Here is an 18,197-nt window from a genome sequence, read left to right on the forward strand (position 1 = left end):
TTATTACTAACTAATTTATTTTAAGGAAAATGAAAAGATTATTTTTGAATTTCATGGTCTGTACCGCAATGGTATCAGCCTTAGCATTGACTTCATGTGGTGATGATAATGAAGGTGATGGCAATGGTGGTGATGGAAGCAGTATCGTTTTCAACGGTAATACGCTGACCGGCTCATTAACAGGAAAAGAAACTCTCGAAGCAAAGGAATATATCCTGAGTGGTATTGTAGTGATTGAAAATGGAGGAGAACTGACGATTCCTGCTGGTACTACGATTAAAGCTCGCCAAGGGTTTAGTAATTATCTTCTTGTAGCGCAAGGTGGAAAAATCTATGCTAACGGAACGAAAGATGAACCGATTATTTTCACTGCCGATGAGGATAATGCCAAGTCCGGTCACTGGGGAGGTATCATCATCAATGGTAAAGCTCCTATTTCGGGTGATAAGGAAGACAAAAGTAATACGGCTTTGGCCGAGATCAATAATAAATATCCTTATGGAGGTAACAATGCTGCCGACAATTCGGGTGTGATGACTTATGTTTCGATCTGTTATGCCGGTGCACGCTCTACACAGGACATTGAACACAACGGCCTTACCTTGAATGGAGTAGGAAACGGTACGACAATTGAAAATATCTATGTTTTGGAAAGTGCCGATGATGCCATCGAATTTTTTGGAGGTACAGTGAGTGTGAAGAATCTGCTTGCTGTAAATCCCGATGACGATATGTTTGATTTTACCCAGGGATATTGCGGAACATTGAGCAACTGCTATGGTATTTGGGAAAGTGATTATACCAGTACAGAAGCTGATCCGCGCGGCATTGAAGCGGATGGAAACTTTGACGGACTCTATCCGAATCACCTGCGTCAGTCGGATTTTGTTGTAGACGGCATGACCATTGTGAACAATGCTGCTAATACGACAGACAATGTAGACCGCATGCAGGATGTTATCAAGATTCGCCGTGGTGCCAAGGCAACCATCAAGAATGCACTGGTGAAAGGTACGGGCGGTGCTATCGATCTGGTAGACATGAATGATGGAAAAGGTGCAGGTAATGCCGCATCTACTATCAGCATTACGAACTCGCTTCAACTGACCGGTAAGAAGCTGAATGGTGAAGCTGTCTTGAATGAGGCCGGCAGTAATACGGGAGCTGATACAAGTGTATTTGGCTGGACAAAATATAATTTCTAAATCATTGTGAAAAAGTAATTTAAACTTGTCTCTATTTATTAAAACTGGAGGGTTTACGGGTCGTAAATTCTCCAGTTTTCATTTGTATATATAATATTGTTTCGAATATAGCACTTTGCAATATTAATTATCTATTTTTGTTGCTACAAATGAAAAATGATATTTATGGTAATTACCCATTGTGATAATAGCGATTACGTACGCTTGTGTGAAATGTCTTTTTTAGCACAGGTAGGGTGGTGGGAAGCAAATTTTGCAACCCGCAGTTTTCGTTGTTCCGAATATATTAATGATCTGTTGGGGTTTGACAAAGAGGAAGAATTGACTTTCGATTCGCTTTGTCTTCTTATTCGTCCGGATTATCGTGGACGTATTAAGCGCGAGTTTGCTTCTCTGTCTTATATGAATACATATGATCAAACGTATCCGTTTGTTATTAATGGGAAGGAGATTTGGGTTCACTCACATTTAGGGGATAAAAGAGAGAACGAAGTAGGGGAACCGGTCGCTTTTGGATATCTCCGGCGTGTAGAAGGAGCGGAGAAAGACACGACAGAGCGTTTAGCGGTTCGCGTGAACGAACAATTATCCCGCCAAAATTCAATCTCTCAGTCTCTTTATCGTTTTATACAGGATAAAGATATCACTTCTGGGATCAATAGCATATTAAACGATATTCTCCAATTTTTTCAAGGTGGACGTGCTTATATCTTTGAATACGATGAAAAGTGTGAACATCATAGTTGTATCTTTGAAGTGTTGGCCGAGGGAGTAGAACCGGAAATCGACATATTACAGAATATTCCGGCAGGGAGTCTTCCATGGTGGACAGAGAGGATACTTTTAGGCCAGCCCATTGTTCTTAATAGTCTTGACGAGTTGAAAGAGAAAGCATCTGCAGAGTATGATATTCTTAGTAAACAGAATATTAAGTCGTTGCTTGTCGTTCCTCTCAAGTCGGGAGATAGAGTTCGGGGATATTTGGGCGTTGACTTGGTGAAACACAGTCACTCTTGGAGTAATGATGATTGTCAATGGCTCTCTTCTTTGGCCGATATTATCAGTATTTGTACTGAATTGCGCGTGGCTAAGGATGCGTCCGAGCATGAACGGACTTTTCTCCGTAATCTATTCCGCTACATGCCTATAGGATATATTCATATGAGTATTCTGCGTGATAGTGCGGGAGTTCCAGTTGATTATCTTCTTACTGATGCTAACCAGATGTTTGCTGATATAATCGGTATTCCGCGTGAAAGATATGTTGGAAAATGTGCCAGTGAGTTGGGATTCAATTATATGGGAAATCTCAATTATATCTCCGATATTATAGATGAAAATTGCTATAAGGAACTTGAAGTGCCTTTCCCCGCTTCCGGGAAAAACAGCCGTTGCATTGTTTATTCTCCGGAAAAGGATGAGGTTGTTGCACTCTTTGTCGATATCACAGAGACCCAGTTGGCTCACCGGACACTCGACCGTAATGAAAAGCTTTTCCGTAATATTTTTACCAATATACCCGTGGGGATAGAAATCTATGACCAGAATGGCTTTATGATCGATATCAATAATAAAGATATGGATATATTCGGAGTTCGTGAGAAAAAGGATGTATTAGGTGTCAATGTTTATCAGAATCCTAATGTACCTGAGGATGTAAAGGAACGGATGCAGTATGAAGAGTCATTGGATTTCGGCATGAATTATCCTTTCTCCGGTATTGAAGGATATTATGATTCGAAGAAAAAAGGATATATAGCACTTTATTCTAAAGTAAGCCGGCTTTGTGATGGAGCAGGTAATTTCTTAGGGCATATTTTTCTGAATATAGACAATACGGAACGCTTGGATGCTATCAATAAGATACAAGACTTTGAGAATTTTTTTCTTTTGATTTCCGACTATGCGAAGGTAGGATATGCCAAACTTAATCTTCTTGACAGGCAGGGGTATGCTATCAAGCAATGGTTCAAAAATATGGGAGAGGAGGAAGATACTCCATTATCCGATGTCGTTGGTGTGTATGGTAAGATGCATCCCGATGATCGTAAAGAGGTTCTTGATTTCTATCAGGAGGTTCAGACCGGACGTATCGGGAGTTTCCGCAAAGAAGTACGTATTCATAAGACGAAATCGGAAATGGCGGAAACCGAAAATGGGGATGTATTATCGGAATGGAACTGGGTGCGGATGAATATAATGTTGTCTCATTTTGCTCCTGAGGCGGGGATGATAGAACTTATCGGCATCAATTATGATATAACCGAATTGAAAGAAATTGAAGCTAAACTGATTGATGCAAAAGAAAGAGCGGAAGAAGCCGACCGCTTGAAAAGCGCTTTCTTGGCAAATATGAGTCATGAAATACGTACACCATTGAATGCAATTGTAGGATTTTCCGGATTGCTGGCAGAGACGGAGGATATGGACGAACGGAAGCAATACATGGATATTGTGGAAGAAAACAATGAACTGTTGCTGCAATTGATATCTGATATTCTTGATTTATCTAAGATAGAGGCTGGTACTTTTGAATTTAGTATCAGTGAGATGGATGTCAATTTACTGTGTGAGGACTTGGTACGTAGTATGCAAGGAAAGGTGCCCGAAGGGGTAGAACTGATATTCGACAAACATCTGCCGGAGTGTTTTATTATGTGTGATCGTAACCGGATACATCAGGTTATTTCTAACTTTGTAAATAATGCTATTAAGTTTACTTCTCATGGAAGCATTAGAGTCGGATACGAACAATTAGCGGATAACAGATTTCGTTTTTATGTATCCGATACGGGTATCGGTATCGCAGAAAGAGCCCGGCTACAGATATTCGATCGTTTTGTTAAGTTGAATTCATTTATTCATGGTACAGGATTGGGATTGTCCATTTGCCGGAGCATCATTGAACAGTTAGGAGGTGAAATAGGAGTGGATTCTAAAGAGGGAGAAGGTTCCTGTTTCTGGTTTATTTTACCGGTGGTATGTTAAAATAGTGATAAACGGATTAGCAACAAGTGACTAGTATCATGTGGCATGAAAACGCATCCCACTACTAACTAATCACTTGTTGCTAATCCGTTTATCACTATTTATAATCCGAACGCGAATTTGTCTATCGTCTGATAAACAATACTTGCAATTCCTAAACCTACTATACCGAGTACACAGATGGCCAGCCCTATCCGTGTACAGTTATCGCTGCGGAATGTCGGTATCGGATCATCTGAAGGAGTAATGTACATTGCCTTTACTATCAGAAGGTAGTAGTATAATGAGATGACCGTATTGACCAAAGCGATAAATACCAGTAAGTGGAAACCTGCCTGGAACGCAGACATGAAGATAAAGAATTTGGAAAAGAACCCTGCAAATGGCGGAATACCGGCCAGTGAGAATAGGGATAGGGTCATCACAAATGCTAATTTCGGATTGGTTTTATAAAGTCCTGCATACTCTTCGAGCGTGAACTTATGGCTGCGTAGTGCCACGATGGTAATAACGGCAAATACTCCTAAATTGGCTACGGCATAAACCAGTACATAATAGACCAGTGATGACATTCCGTCAGCAGTACCACCGATCACACCTAACATAATGTATCCTGCTTGTGATATACTGGAGAAGGCCATCAACCGTTTTAGATTTTGTTGGCGGATGGCAAATAAGTTAGCCAATGTGATGGAAGCAATCGTAACCCAGTAGAGAACCTCCTGCCAGTCGGCAATCATCGGGGCAAATACCTTAATGAGTACCGTCAGTAAAACGAAGGCAGCCGAACCTTTGGAAATAACACTCAGATAGGCTGTGACCACACTCGGTGCACCTTCGTACACATCAGCTGTCCACAAATGGAAAGGAACCAGTGACAGTTTGAATCCCATACCGGTGAAGAAAAATACGAATGCCATTATTTGCAGCATATTGCCGTCGATGTGGGCAGGCAGGTCGTTGAAGTAAAGTGTACCACAACTACCGTAAATCATGGACAGGCCGAACAGCAGCAAGGCGCTTGAGAATAAAGCTGTCAGTATGTATTTGGCTCCGGCTTCGGCAGAGTGATGACGATATTTGTCGAAAGCAACCAATGCTGCCATTGGGATACTGGCTGTTTCAAGTCCGATGAAGAACATCAAGAAGTGTCCGGCAGAAATCATCAGGTACATACCCAACAGGGTAGAGAGGGTCATAATATAAAATTCACCGCGTTTGATTGAAGTATCTTCTAACTTCAGCCATTCGGCAGCCATGAAAAATACGATGATTGTACCGATATTGAGCACGGCTTTGATGATGGTCTGCATCGGGGCGTACTGATACATTCCGCCAAAAGCTTCGGCGCTACCGGCGGCAGGTACCAGATTGATGATTGTATGAATGACCATCAGTACAATGGGCAGGATAGTGGCGAAACGCGCATTGTTCATGTTGTTCCGTTTATCCGGGTTCATAAACAAGTCTGCCAAAAATATAATGAGGATGACAGCTACCAGTGATAGCTCCTCTTTCATATATAGAAATTGTGAATAGTCCATTTCTTGCGTGATTTATAAGTTATAATTGATGATTGATCACGGAATTAGGTTGGATACTACAGGCAGAACACTACCGGATATCATATCACTAATCCAGAAGGGTGCCATACCCAATCCAGCTACGCAGACGATCAGGCAGATGACGGCAAAACGTTCATCCCAAGTAGCATCTGTCAGTACCAGATGATGCTTGTTGGTACAAGTACCGTAGAGAATTTTTCCTACAAGGCGCAAGATATATACGGCTGTGATAACGATACTCGTACAAGCTATAATCGTCAGTGTCCGATGGAACACATCGAAATTCTGGAAAGAACCGACAAAAATAGTCATTTCGGCAACGAAACCGCTCAATCCCGGAAGTCCGAGGTTAGCAAGACCGGCAATGACGTAACATACCGACAGGAACGGCATTACTTTCATCAGCCCGTTCAATTCGCGAACGTCACGTGTGTGGGTACGTCCGTAGATCATACCGATCAGTGCAAAGAACAAGGCTGTCATCAATCCGTGCGACAGCATTTGGAGTATAGCACCTGTACAAGCCGTCTGGTTCATCATCAGAATGGCAAAAAGTACCAGGCCGCAGTGGCTTACGGAAGAGTAGGCATTGATGTATTTCAAGTCTGTCTGCACACAAGCGGAGAATGCACCATACACTACGGAGATACCGGTCAGTATCAGGAAAATCCATCCTAACTCATTGGCAGCCTCCGGCATCAGATACATGGCGATCCGGAAACAACCGTATCCTCCTAATTTCATCAGTACGCCGGCATGAAGCATAGATACGGCGGTGGGTGCCGAAGCATGACCGTCGGGACTCCATGTATGGAATGGGAAAAGAGCACCTAATACACCGAATCCCAGGAAAGTGAGAGGGAACCAGATACATTGTTGTGCGAAAGGTATATTGTGCAGTTGTGCAATTTCAAGGATGTTCATAGTAGTTCCGCCGGCACCGAAGAAGATCCCTAAAATGCCTATCAGCAAGAAAGCCGAACCACCCATCAACATCAGTGTCAGTTTCATGGCTGCGTATTCTTTACGACCCGAACCCCATACACCGATTAACAGATACATCGGGATCAGTGCGATTTCGTAGAACATGAACATGGTGAAAAGGTCGATCGAGATAAAGAACCCGAATACTCCCATTGACAATAGAGTGAACCAGAGAAAATATTCTTTAGTAAGCGGTTGTAGTCGCCAGGAAGCGAATGTTCCGGTGAATACGATGACAGCCGAGAGTAGCAACATAGCTACGGAAATGCCGTCCACGCCTACGGAATAGGCTATATGAAGCGGTGCATACCATACCGTATCGGCCCGGAAAAGCATTTCGGCAGTATCGCCACCGGCACGTGCCTGCAAGTATCCTACTGTCAGTGCCACAGCCGCTATCAACAGTGCCGAAGAACCGACAACCATTACGGTACGTATCTGCGCGATGTTACGGCTGAGCCAAAGGCCGAGTAACATCAGCAGTGGGATTAGTACGAAGATTGATAAGAAATTCATCTTTATATTACTATTTAACTATTTACAATTTACTGTTTAGAGAATCACGTTAGAGAATAAGCAACAGGATAAGAGCCAACGCTCCGCAAAGGAATACGTAGGTATACTGTTGTATCTGTCCGCTTTGGAAGCCACGGATGGAATCGCTCGCCGCATTGGCTGCCCAGGCAATGAAGTCGAACGTACCGTCTATTACATGACGATCGAACCAAGCGATCGGCTTGCTGATGCAGCGGAAGATAATCTTATGTGTGATAAACTGATACACCTCATCAATGTAGAACCGGTGGTAGGCAGCCGTCCACAATCCGGAGAAACGGCGTTGTAGGCTGTCGGCTACCGGTTGTTTACTGCCTTTATACATGTAAGTGGCAAGAGCGATAGATAGAAGGGCGATGACGATACTTGTACCAGCCACCGTCCAGTCCAGATGGATCGTGTAGGATTCTCCGTTTGAACTGATGAAATGTCCGAAAGGGATGAATCCGGCTCCACAAGTGACGAGAGCCAAGAATATTAAAGGAATAGTCATAGCTGTCGGACTCTCATGGGGAGTGTGGGAAGACTGTTTGCTATTGTCTTTTCCCCAGAAGATGCCGTAATAAAGGCGGAACATGTAGAATGCGGTCATGGCGGCAATCACGGTCATAATCCAACCCATTACGGGGCTGAACTGGAAGCAGGCTGCCAGTATCTCGTCTTTAGAGAAGAAACCGGAGAACGGAGGAATGCCGGCAATAGCCAGACAGGCAATCAGGAATGTAATGTGTGTGATCGGCATGTATTTGCGCAAACCGCCCATCGCCGACATTTCATTGGAGTGTACGGCATGGATGATACTACCGGCACCGAGGAATAGCAATGCTTTAAACATCGCATGTGTGAATAAATGGAACATGGAAGCCATGTAGCCCAGGCCTCCGTGATGCGGGTCGGCAGAAGTACAGACTCCCAAAGCTACAATCATAAACCCGATCTGCGAGATGGTGGAGAAAGCGAGTACGCGTTTGATGTCACTCTGTACACAAGCCACACTGGCAGCATAGAACGCAGTGAAAGCGCCTACGTAAGCAATCCAATGCAATACATCCGGTGCATAGGCGATGAATAGCGGGAACATGCGGGCTACCAGATATACACCGGCTACTACCATTGTCGCAGCATGAATCAATGCAGATACGGGAGTAGGGCCTTCCATGGCATCCGGCAACCAGATGTGCAACGGAAACATAGCACTCTTACCGGCACCACCTACAAACATCAATCCCAATGCCAAAGGAAGCATTGAAGCACCGCCACTAATCAGCGAAACCGTATCGGGTGTAAATCCGAACGTTCCTCCGTAGTATCCGTAAATAAGGATACCGATCAGGAAACCCAAGTCGGCAAAACGTGTTACGATAAATGCTTTTTTACTGGCTGCGATGGCTGCCGGTTTGGTATAATAAAATCCGATGAGCAAATAAGACGATACACCCACCAATTCCCAGAATAGATACATTTGGAAAATATTGGTGGCTACCACCAACCCGAGCATCGACATTGTGAAAAGGCTCAGGAAAGCATAATAGCGCTGAAAGCCTTTTTCTCCTTTCATGTAGCCGAAAGAGTAGATGTGTACCATCAGCGACACAGTGGAGATGACAATTAACATCATCACCGAAATAGGGTCTAATAGAATTCCTATATTGAATGTCAGTGTTTCTGTGAAAGGCAACCACTCGAAATTATAAGGTATCCAAGTGGCAAATGTACCGTCTTCTAAGCGTGGTGCCGAAAAATATTGCACTGCTGTAACGTATGACAGCACCGCCACTACTCCCAACACTGCCGTGCCGATGAAACCCGCTGTGCGGTGCGTCATCCATTTCCCTCCGATTCCCAGCAACAGGAAAGAGAGGAGAGGGAGGAGAAGTATTAATATTGTATATTCCATATTGTTAATTTAATTCTTTATTTAATCAGTCAATGTCTTTTTACCACTTCATATCATCCAGTTTCTTGACTTGGATACTCCGGATATTACGGTAGATATTAATCATGATTGCGATGGCAACAGCCGTCTCGGCCGCCGAGATGGCTATAGAGAACAGCGCGAAGAAATACCCTTCCAGTCCGTCCGGAAAAAGAAAACGGTTGAATACGGCAAAGTTGATGTCCGTTGCGTTCAGCATCAGTTCTACGGAGATCAATATTGCCAGCGTGTTGCGGCGTGTAAAGAATCCGTAGATGCCTGCAAACATCATGATGGTCGAAACCACCAGATAATATTCCATGTGTATCATCATATCTATTTACTATTTGACGATTTACTATTTATTATTTTTTTATGCTTTTTATCTACGATTTTATCATTTATCGTTTACTCTTTCTGCATTGCGCAGCAAATGGTAAATCGTAAATTGTTCAATCGTAAATCTTTTCATCTCTTACGTGCAATCAACAATCCACCTACGATACAGGCCAGCAGCAAGATACTGACAGCTTCGAAAGGCAGAATATATCCGTATTTGTCTCCCGACAGTAGTGCATGTCCGATGGTTTTGATTGTGATCTCTATCGGTTCCGGATTGCTCACTGATACAAAACGATGGCTCAGAGTGATGAACAATACGATAATGGCTCCTACTATGGTGGTTCCCAGTCCAGCTATGAACTTACTACGTTTTAACTTCTCGGCACGGTCGCCCTCGCCGCTTGTCAATAAGATAGAAAACACATAGAGTACTACGATACCGCCGGCATAAACCATCATTTGTACCGAAGCCAGGAATGTGTATCCCAACAGAAAATAGATACCTGCCGTACCGAAAAGGACAAAGAGCAGGTAAGTGGCCGAACGTACGATACGTTGTGTTGTCACCGTCAGTATACACATTACTGAGATGAATGCGGCCAGGAAGTAGAATACTACTGTTTCAAGTGTAAATTCCATAATTTAATAATGTGCTGATATGCCAATGTGCTAATGTGCCGATTGGCTGTGCACTTATTTGTTTATTATTTAATTTATTTATTTTCTCAATTCTGCTAATGGTACATTGGTACCATTTAGCGTAATGCCACATAGGCGTATTATTTTTTTTCCATCACTTTACTGCCCTCATGGTTCAGCCGTAGTATGAGCTTTGACCGGTCGAATACGGCATGCTCGAAATTCTGATCAAACGTGATGGCATCGTGCGGACAAGCGTTCACACAGAGCTGGCAAAATATACAGGAACCGAGGTCGTATTCATATCTGGCAAGTATTTTCTTCTTTTTCCCTTCTTCCGTTTCAATCGTTTCGGAAATGACTTTTATCGTGTCATTGGGGCAGGCATTTTGACATAGTCCGCAGGCAATGCAACGATGTTCGTTCTGTTCGTTGTGCGGCATAGTAAGTGTGCCACGAAAACGGTCGAACATTTTCAATTCTTTCCGGTTTTCCGGGTATTGTTCTGTCACTTTCTTGCGGAAGTACACTTTCATGGTGGTCTTCATACCGGTCAGCAATGTGCCGATACCGTGAACAAGACCTCCTAAATATGTATATTCTTCTTTTTTCATTCTTCTATATGATTAAAATAATCTCCTGGAAGCACTAAAAGTGCAGGCCGAAGACAACGATTAATACCATCAGTAATAGGTTCAGCATGGATATCGGTACCAGGTATTTCCATTCTAATGCTAAGATCTGGTCGATACGTAGGCGGGGAAAAGTCCATTTCACCCACATCAGTAGGAATACTACGAAGAATGCCTTACCGAAGAACCAGATAAATCCGGGAATATAATCCATTATGGCATTGAAGCCGTCCAGTCCGGAGATATGCAACGGCATCCAACCTCCTAAAAAAATGGTGGCTGCTACAGCCGATACGATGAATAAATTCAGATATTCTGCCAGATAGAAGAAACCGAAGTGCATACCCGAATATTCCGTGTGATAACCTGCTGTCAGCTCACTTTCGGCTTCGGGAAGGTCGAATGGACCACGATTACATTCTGCGTTTCCTGCAATCAGATAGATGATGAAAGCGATAACGGCAGGGATGTGTCCTTTAAAGATAAACCATCCGTCCGCCTGTCCTTCTACGATTTCAGAGAACTGCATGGTACCCATCAGTACTACCATCGTCAGTATACTCAAGCCTACCGATAATTCATAACTGATGATCTGAGCACCGCTACGCATGGCACCGATCAGGGAAAATTTATTGTTTGATCCCCATCCGGCGAGCAAGATACCCACTACACCTATACTCGAAGCTGCTAACAGGAAGAATACGCCTACGTTGAAGTTCAGTACTTCCATTCCCTTGTTTATCGGTAGACATGCAAAGGTGAGGAAAGAGGCGATAATCACCATGAACGGTGCCAAATTATATAGGAATTGGTCGGCTCCCTTCGGGTTGAAAATCTCTTTGGTGAGCATTTTCAGGACGTCACAAATCACTTGTATGGAGCCCCATGGGCCTACGCGCATCGGTCCGAGACGGCATTGGAAGAATCCGCACACTTTGCGCTCCATATATATCAGTACAATGGCAAGGAGGGCATACATTAATATGATACATACGCCTATTGCCACACATTCGATGAATACAGCCCATCCTTCCGGCATGACGGAAGTCAGCATTTGGTGTATCCAGTTTGTTACAATACTAAAGTCAAACATGTTTTTTTTGATTTATGATTTTTTGATTTATGAAAGGATGGCTTTTGATTGATGAATTATAACCGGAGAGTTTCCGTCATTCAAAAATCATAAATCATCATTCATAAATCATAAGTCTCTTTTATCTATCAATATCCGGTACTACATAGTCCAATGTTCCACCAATGGCAATCAAGTCGGCAATCTTGGCTCCTCGACAGATTGTATCGACTACACTCACCAACGGTAATCCCGTAGAGCGGTAGTGTAAACGATAAGGCATCTTGTCGCCCCGGCTTTCAAGGTATACACCGAATTCTCCACGACTGCCTTCCACGGCAGCATAATAAGAACCTTCGGGTACACGGATGATCGGTTTCATTTTCTCTTGGAACGGTCCTTCAGGGATGTTGTCGATCAATTGTTCGATGATGTTGAGACTTTCCATGATTTCGTCCATACGCACCATGTAGCGGGCAAACGAGTCCCCTTCGGTATAGAGAATTTCTTTAAAGTCCACTTTGTCGTATACACCGTAGGGCATACGTTTACGAACATCGCAAGCCCAGCCACTGGCACGTCCCGTACCTCCGGTGGCGCCGAATGAGATGGCGTCTTCCCGACTCAATACGCCTACACCTTTCAGACGGCTTTGGGCGATGATATTACCTGTAAATACATCGTGGTATTCGTGTATGATACCTCTCATGTAAGGGATAAATTCTTTCACCCGTTTTGCGAAGTTGGGATGGAGGTCGGCTTGTACGCCACCGATGGTGTTATAATTCATAATCAACCGTCCGCCGCAGGTCTCTTCGAAAATGTCCAAAATCTTTTCCCGGTCACGGAAGCCATAGAAGAATGCTGTCAGTGCTCCGAGGTCCATACAGAGACAAGCATAGAATAAAAGGTGAGAGTCGATACGTTGCAACTCGTCCATGATGGTGCGGATGTATTTTACCCGGTCGCTTACTTCGATGCCCATCGCCTTTTCGATACACATACACAAAGCATGCCGGTTTTGTTGCGCTCCGAGATAGTCAAGACGGTCGGTCAGTGCCAGTGTTTGTGGGTAGGTGAGACTTTCGTTCATCTTCTCGATACCACGGTGTATATAACCGCAGTTCGGGTCGATTTTACGGATGATTTCCCCTTCTAATGATACACGGAAACGGAGTACACCGTGTGTGGCCGGATGCTGAGGTCCGATATTCACCACATACTCTTCATCGCCGAAAAGAATGGTTTCTTTATTTTTTATACTTCCATCCGGGTTCAGTTCGATTTCCGTTGTCGTGTCGATGGTGTCCTCGTTCCACATGCGCAGCGGGTTTTCTTTTTCGGGATCGTTGTCTTTTCGTAGCGGATAGCCTACCCAGTCGTTACGTAGAAAGAGACGACGCATGTCAGGATGCCCGACAAAGACAATACCATAGTAGTCGTACACTTCACGTTCGTTTAATTCTGCCGCTTTCCAAAGGTCGCATACAGAAGGAATTTCCGGATTTTCACGGTTCAGGGTAGACGTTTTCACGGCAATGCGTTCTCCGGTGGTAGTGGATTCTAAATGATATACCACCCCCAAGCCACGAACAGTATCCGGTGCATCATTTTCGGCAGGTTCTCCCCAGTCCATACCGGTAAGGCTTTCCAGAAAATCCATCTTCCGCTCATTCCGCAAGCGTGCCATTTCGTCGTGTAACGCTGCGGGTTCTATGTATTTTATTTCTTGCATACTATTAATAATTAGTCAATATGTCAATGTGCCAATTGGTTGTACTGTTTATTGCGCTGCTTGATACGCTAATATGCCGGCTGATTATCTCATCATGCCGCATGGCAATTGGCACATTGGCATATTGGCACATTGAATCATTATTCCTGTTCCTTTTCTTTTCTATTTACTCCGCCGAAGAATTTTTCAATTTTCACTTTACGTTGCAACTGCATCATTCCATAATAAAATGCTTCAGGGCGAGGCGGGCATCCCGGAATGTATACATCTACCGGGAGAATTTTGTCTACTCCGTTCAGTACATGATAGGATTTTTTGAAAGGGCCTCCGCTTATGGCGCATCCACCTACGGCGATCACGTATTTTGGGTCGGCCATCTGATCGTACAGACGTTTCAGTACCGGAGCCATTTTGTTGGTGATTGTACCGCATACCATGATCATATCTGCTTGCCGTGGACTGGCACGGGCTACTTCAAACCCGAAGCGGGCCATGTCGTAACGCGCGGCACCCAGTGCCATGAATTCGATACCGCAACAACTGGTTGCGAAAGTAAGTGGCCACAGCGAATTACTGCGTCCCCAGTTGATGAGGTCGTCCAGTACTCCCACAAAGACGTTTGCACCTCCTTGATTGAGTTCCTGAACCAGCTTCTCCAACGACTCATTGTCGATGAATTCGTCATATGGGATTGATTTTATTTTGGGTTTCTTTATTACTTCCATTCCAAAGCTCCTTTCCGCCAGGCATAAGCGAGTCCCAGCACCAATATTACTAAAAAGAAGATAACGCTTATCAGCGCTTGTACTCCCATGTCGCGTACTACTACTGCCCATGGGAAAAGGAATACCGTTTCCACATCGAACATGAGAAACAGAATGGCAAACAGGTAGTAACCCACACGAAACTGCATCCATGATTTTCCGCGTGTGGGAATACCACATTCATAGGCTTCAAACTTTTGTGCATTGTATGATCGTGGAGAAATAGCTCTTGACAGGGCTATCACTACACCGACAAATGCAATTGCCGTTAGCAAAACAACAACTAACAATGTAAAATTCATAATCCAAGTATATATTTAGATTGAGAAATATTTTTTCTTAAACTAAAAGCGGAGGATTGTGGTAGAAATGTATATTACGTACATAAGAAAGGATTCTCCCTTACAAGTACTGTACGCAACTATAAAGATGTAACAACGGGGATACATCTTTACCACGAATCGTTTGGTTTCCGAAGTAAGTTCGTTACTGTTAAATTACGATTTTCCTCTGCCCGTAAATGTAGTGCATTATGGGGTCTTCGGGGTCGTGGGTGTATAACTGTGACGAATGTTCGTAAAGTGAAGGAAGTATTCCTCTATATCTGTACTGACGAATGGCCAGACGCAGGAAATTTTTGTCGGTAGGTACGTGCGAGAGGTCGGCGTGTCCCATTTCACAGGAGAGCGGAGAACAGAAAAGATAAAACTTTTCGATGGCATTACGCATGGGGCGTGCCTGTGATACAAAACATTTGTTATGGCTTAAAACATCGGGCATTACAGTCTCCCCCGTCGCTTCCGTCACTATTGAGTGAAGCAATAGGGCAAATATCAATAATATGCCATATTTTAAGCTTTGTTTCATATTTCGCTTTTAAACGGCTGCAAATATAGAATTTAAATTCATTCTTTTTGCAATCTCTGCATGACAAAAAAGGTTTTTTAGCACTCTGAATTGATTTAGATCAATTCTTTTTCCAGAAATCGGAGCTGAATAATAATAAAACCGTAAATAACTCGAGACGTCCGAGCAACATAAAAAATGACATCAGCCATTTAGCAGCATCGGGCAGTTCGTTCCATGAGTAAGCAGGACCACACAGGCCGAGTCCTGGTCCCATGTTTCCCAGACTGGAGATGGTACATCCCAATGATTCCGTCAGGCCGACTCCTAACCCGAGCATTGCCAATGTGCCGGCGATAATTAGTACGGTATACAAGAAAGTGAATGCTAACACGGTAGAACGTATGGAGGGAGAGATAACCTGTTTGTTTACCCGTACCGGAAGCACGGCGTTGGGATGTATGATGTGTTTGAATTCGTTTCTTGAAACTTTGGCCAGTATAACCAGACGGATGCTTTTTATACCTCCTGTGGTACTACCGGCACAGGCACCCATAATCATAATTACGGTTAGCATGCCCCATGTTATCGCCGGCCACGTCATATAATCGGCTGTTGCAAATCCCGTAGATGTGTGGAGAGAAGCTACCTGAAAGAGTGATTTACGGAAAGCCTCTTCTACCCCCATCGAACTGTTATAATAGAGAATAGCGGCAATTCCTATCGTAAAACCTGTCACGGACCAGAAATACCATTTCAATTCGGCATCGTGGACAAATTTTTTGAGCTTTCCGTTGACGAACAATAATAATAAGGTGAAGTTGATACCTGATATAAACATGAAGATAGAGATCACATATTCTATATAAGGAGAGTGATAATATTCGATGCTGGCCTGTTTGGTAGAGAACCCTCCGGTACTGGTGGTTGCGAAAGCATGGCATATGCTGTCGAAAATATTCATTCCGCCGAACATTAATAGAATGATCAGTGTTCCTGTTAGCCCGGCATAAATACCCCATATCCATTTGGCAGTGATACCGATGCGCGGGTGTACCTTGTCATGTGTCGGTCCGCTGGCTTCGGCGGCAAATACCTGAATACCTCCCACACCGAATATCGGGAGTACGGCTATAGTGAAAAATACGATTCCCAATCCGCCGATCCATTGCGTCATGCTACGCCAGAAGAGCAAACCGTGGGGGAGTTTTTCTATATCGTTTAATATAGTGGCTCCTGTACTGCTGAAACCGGACATGGTTTCGAAAAAAGCATTTGTGATCGAAGGGATATAACCGCTCAGATAGAAGGGGAGCATTCCGAAAAGAGAGAAAGCCAGCCAGGCAACAGTAACGATGACATATCCGTCGCGGCGTCCCAATTGTTTCTCGGCTCCGCGTCCGATAAAAAGTAATACCACTCCCATCAATGCAGTGAGACTTGCCGATTGCAGAAAACTTATCAGATCATCTTCATGATACAGTAACGATACCCCTCCGCAACACAATAGCATGGCTGTTTCTATTAATAGCAGAAATCCGGTGATGCGGTATATCATTTTAGAATTAATCATATTTAATTGACAATTGACAATTAATTAAAGTATTTTTCTATTTTCTTGATCATCATACTCAGGCAGAACACTACCACGTGGTCACCTGCACGCACCAGCGTGTCTCCGGTGACAAGGATACCTTCACCGTTCCGGATCATACCGCCGATGGTAGTTCCTTTAGGCAATCCCAGATCCTTGATGAGGTGTTTGGTAATTTTAGAGTCTGCCTTTACGGTAAATTCGGCCACGTCGGCATTGGCGAATGTGAGGCATTTTACGTTACTGACGTCCGCATCCAGCATCATTTGATAGATGTGGCTGGCGGAAATCATCTTCTTGTTGATTACCGTGCCGATGTCAAGACTCTCCGCCATGCCTATATAATCAATGTTTTCTACTTCTGCCACTGTTTTATTCACACCCATACGTTTGGCGGCAAGGCAGGCGAGGATGTTCGTTTCGGAGTTTCCGGTCAGTGCCACAAAAGCTTCTGTGTTTTTGAGACCTTCTTCGATGAGCAGGTCCATATCGCGGCCGTCTCCGTTGATAATCATGGTACGATCGTCCAGTAATTCTGTCAGGCGGTTGCAACGGTTGAGGTCGTTGTCTACAATTTTCACTTGCATGTAGTCGGGTACATACTGTGCCGTTCGCACAGCAATACGGCTTCCTCCCATGATCATGACATTGCGTACATCGGCATAATCTTCTTTTCCGGCGATTTTCCGGATATAAGGAATGTATTTTCGGGTGGTGGTGAAATAAACGATGTCATTCAGTTTGATGGTGTCGTCACCCCGGGGAATAATAGTATCTGTGCCACGTTTGATAGCTACCACATGATAAGGAATGTTGGGGTTTCCGAGTTGGTGGAGGGGGATGTCCAGAATTTCTGCCTTTTCACGCATTTTGGCACCTATCAGGATCAGTGCTCCTCCGCAGAATTCCCACCATTGACGTACCCAGCTCATACGCATGGAGGATACGATCTCTTTGGCGGCCAGCATCTCGGGGTAGATGAGCGAATCTACTCCTAACTTTTGGAAGAACTCTTTGTTTTTGGGTAACAGGTATTCGTAATTGTCGATGCGTGCTACGGTTTTCAGTGCACCCAGATTGTGAGCCAGCATGCAGGCTGTCATGTTTCGGCTTTCGTCCGGAGTGACGGCGATGAACAAGTCGGCTTCTTTTACGCCTACTTCTTTCAATCCGGAGATGGAAGAAGGGGATGCAGTGACGGTCATCAAGTCAAAATTATTGCTCAAAGTACTGAGTTTCTCTTCGTCGTCGTCCATTAATATGATATCCTGCCGCTCACGGGAGAGCAGTTTGGCCAGATGGGTGCCTACGTTGCCGGCACCGGCAATGATAATCTTCATTTTTGTCTGCTGTTATGCTTC

The 18,197-nt window shown here is 44.1% G+C and carries 15 protein-coding genes; 2 read left to right on the forward strand and 13 right to left on the reverse strand.

What is annotated here, in order from left to right; all coding sequences use genetic code 11:
• The first annotated feature begins 29 nt into the window (after positions 1 to 29).
• Positions 30 to 1,205 (forward strand): hypothetical protein, encoded by a 1,176-nt coding sequence (locus QVP90_RS17845; RefSeq protein ID WP_021937171.1) that lies wholly within the window; start codon positions 30 to 32, stop codon positions 1,203 to 1,205.
• A 165-nt stretch (positions 1,206 to 1,370) separates the two neighbouring features.
• Complete coding sequence (locus QVP90_RS17850; RefSeq protein WP_021937172.1) at positions 1,371 to 4,193, forward strand: sensor histidine kinase; 2,823 nt, start codon at positions 1,371 to 1,373, stop codon at positions 4,191 to 4,193.
• A gap of 101 nt (positions 4,194 to 4,294) precedes the next feature.
• Here QVP90_RS17850 and QVP90_RS17855 read toward each other — a convergent pair whose 3' ends face one another.
• The 13 genes from QVP90_RS17855 to trkA form a co-directional block, all read right to left on the reverse strand.
• Positions 4,295 to 5,737, reverse strand: a complete 1,443-nt coding sequence (locus tag QVP90_RS17855) for an NADH-quinone oxidoreductase subunit N (RefSeq protein WP_005925703.1) — start codon at positions 5,735 to 5,737, stop codon at positions 4,295 to 4,297.
• A 36-nt stretch (positions 5,738 to 5,773) separates the two neighbouring features.
• Positions 5,774 to 7,258: a complex I subunit 4 family protein gene (locus tag QVP90_RS17860; RefSeq protein WP_021937173.1), complete on the reverse strand. Its 1,485-nt coding sequence runs from the start codon at positions 7,256 to 7,258 to the stop codon at positions 5,774 to 5,776.
• Positions 7,259 to 7,307: 49 nt separating this feature from the next.
• Positions 7,308 to 9,194: an NADH-quinone oxidoreductase subunit L gene (gene nuoL, locus QVP90_RS17865; protein WP_005925697.1), complete on the reverse strand. Its 1,887-nt coding sequence runs from the start codon at positions 9,192 to 9,194 to the stop codon at positions 7,308 to 7,310.
• A gap of 40 nt (positions 9,195 to 9,234) precedes the next feature.
• Positions 9,235 to 9,543, reverse strand: coding sequence for an NADH-quinone oxidoreductase subunit NuoK (nuoK, locus tag QVP90_RS17870; RefSeq protein ID WP_025818955.1), 309 nt, complete (start codon positions 9,541 to 9,543; stop codon positions 9,235 to 9,237).
• A 137-nt stretch (positions 9,544 to 9,680) separates the two neighbouring features.
• Positions 9,681 to 10,193 (reverse strand): NADH-quinone oxidoreductase subunit J family protein, encoded by a 513-nt coding sequence (locus QVP90_RS17875; protein ID WP_005925692.1) that lies wholly within the window; start codon positions 10,191 to 10,193, stop codon positions 9,681 to 9,683.
• 140 nt (positions 10,194 to 10,333) lie between these two features.
• Positions 10,334 to 10,807 (reverse strand): NuoI/complex I 23 kDa subunit family protein, encoded by a 474-nt coding sequence (locus QVP90_RS17880; RefSeq protein ID WP_005925690.1) that lies wholly within the window; start codon positions 10,805 to 10,807, stop codon positions 10,334 to 10,336.
• A 34-nt stretch (positions 10,808 to 10,841) separates the two neighbouring features.
• On the reverse strand, positions 10,842 to 11,918 hold the full coding sequence (gene nuoH, locus QVP90_RS17885) for an NADH-quinone oxidoreductase subunit NuoH (protein ID WP_005925687.1): 1,077 nt from the start codon (positions 11,916 to 11,918) through the stop codon (positions 10,842 to 10,844).
• Between the two features lie 121 nt (positions 11,919 to 12,039).
• Complete coding sequence (locus tag QVP90_RS17890) at positions 12,040 to 13,632, reverse strand: NADH-quinone oxidoreductase subunit D (RefSeq protein ID WP_021937174.1); 1,593 nt, start codon at positions 13,630 to 13,632, stop codon at positions 12,040 to 12,042.
• A 140-nt stretch (positions 13,633 to 13,772) separates the two neighbouring features.
• A complete protein-coding gene (locus QVP90_RS17895) occupies positions 13,773 to 14,357 on the reverse strand; it encodes an NADH-quinone oxidoreductase subunit B (RefSeq protein ID WP_021937175.1) in 585 nt (194 codons plus the stop codon).
• On the reverse strand, positions 14,348 to 14,698 hold the full coding sequence (locus QVP90_RS17900; RefSeq protein WP_005925679.1) for an NADH-quinone oxidoreductase subunit A: 351 nt from the start codon (positions 14,696 to 14,698) through the stop codon (positions 14,348 to 14,350). Before QVP90_RS17900 ends, QVP90_RS17895 begins: the two co-directional genes overlap by 10 nt.
• 190 nt (positions 14,699 to 14,888) lie before the next feature.
• Positions 14,889 to 15,263, reverse strand: a complete 375-nt coding sequence (locus tag QVP90_RS17905; protein ID WP_005925676.1) for a hypothetical protein — start codon at positions 15,261 to 15,263, stop codon at positions 14,889 to 14,891.
• Between the two features lie 100 nt (positions 15,264 to 15,363).
• Positions 15,364 to 16,815, reverse strand: a complete 1,452-nt coding sequence (locus QVP90_RS17910) for a TrkH family potassium uptake protein (protein ID WP_264380770.1) — start codon at positions 16,813 to 16,815, stop codon at positions 15,364 to 15,366.
• A 20-nt stretch (positions 16,816 to 16,835) separates the two neighbouring features.
• On the reverse strand, positions 16,836 to 18,176 hold the full coding sequence (trkA, locus tag QVP90_RS17915; RefSeq protein ID WP_021937177.1) for a Trk system potassium transporter TrkA: 1,341 nt from the start codon (positions 18,174 to 18,176) through the stop codon (positions 16,836 to 16,838).
• Positions 18,177 to 18,197 lie beyond the last annotated feature (21 nt).

It is taken from the genome of Bacteroides sp. CAG:189 (assembly GCF_000432295.1).
In the GTDB taxonomy this organism is placed as follows: Bacteria; Bacteroidota; Bacteroidia; order Bacteroidales; family Bacteroidaceae; genus Bacteroides; species Bacteroides salyersiae.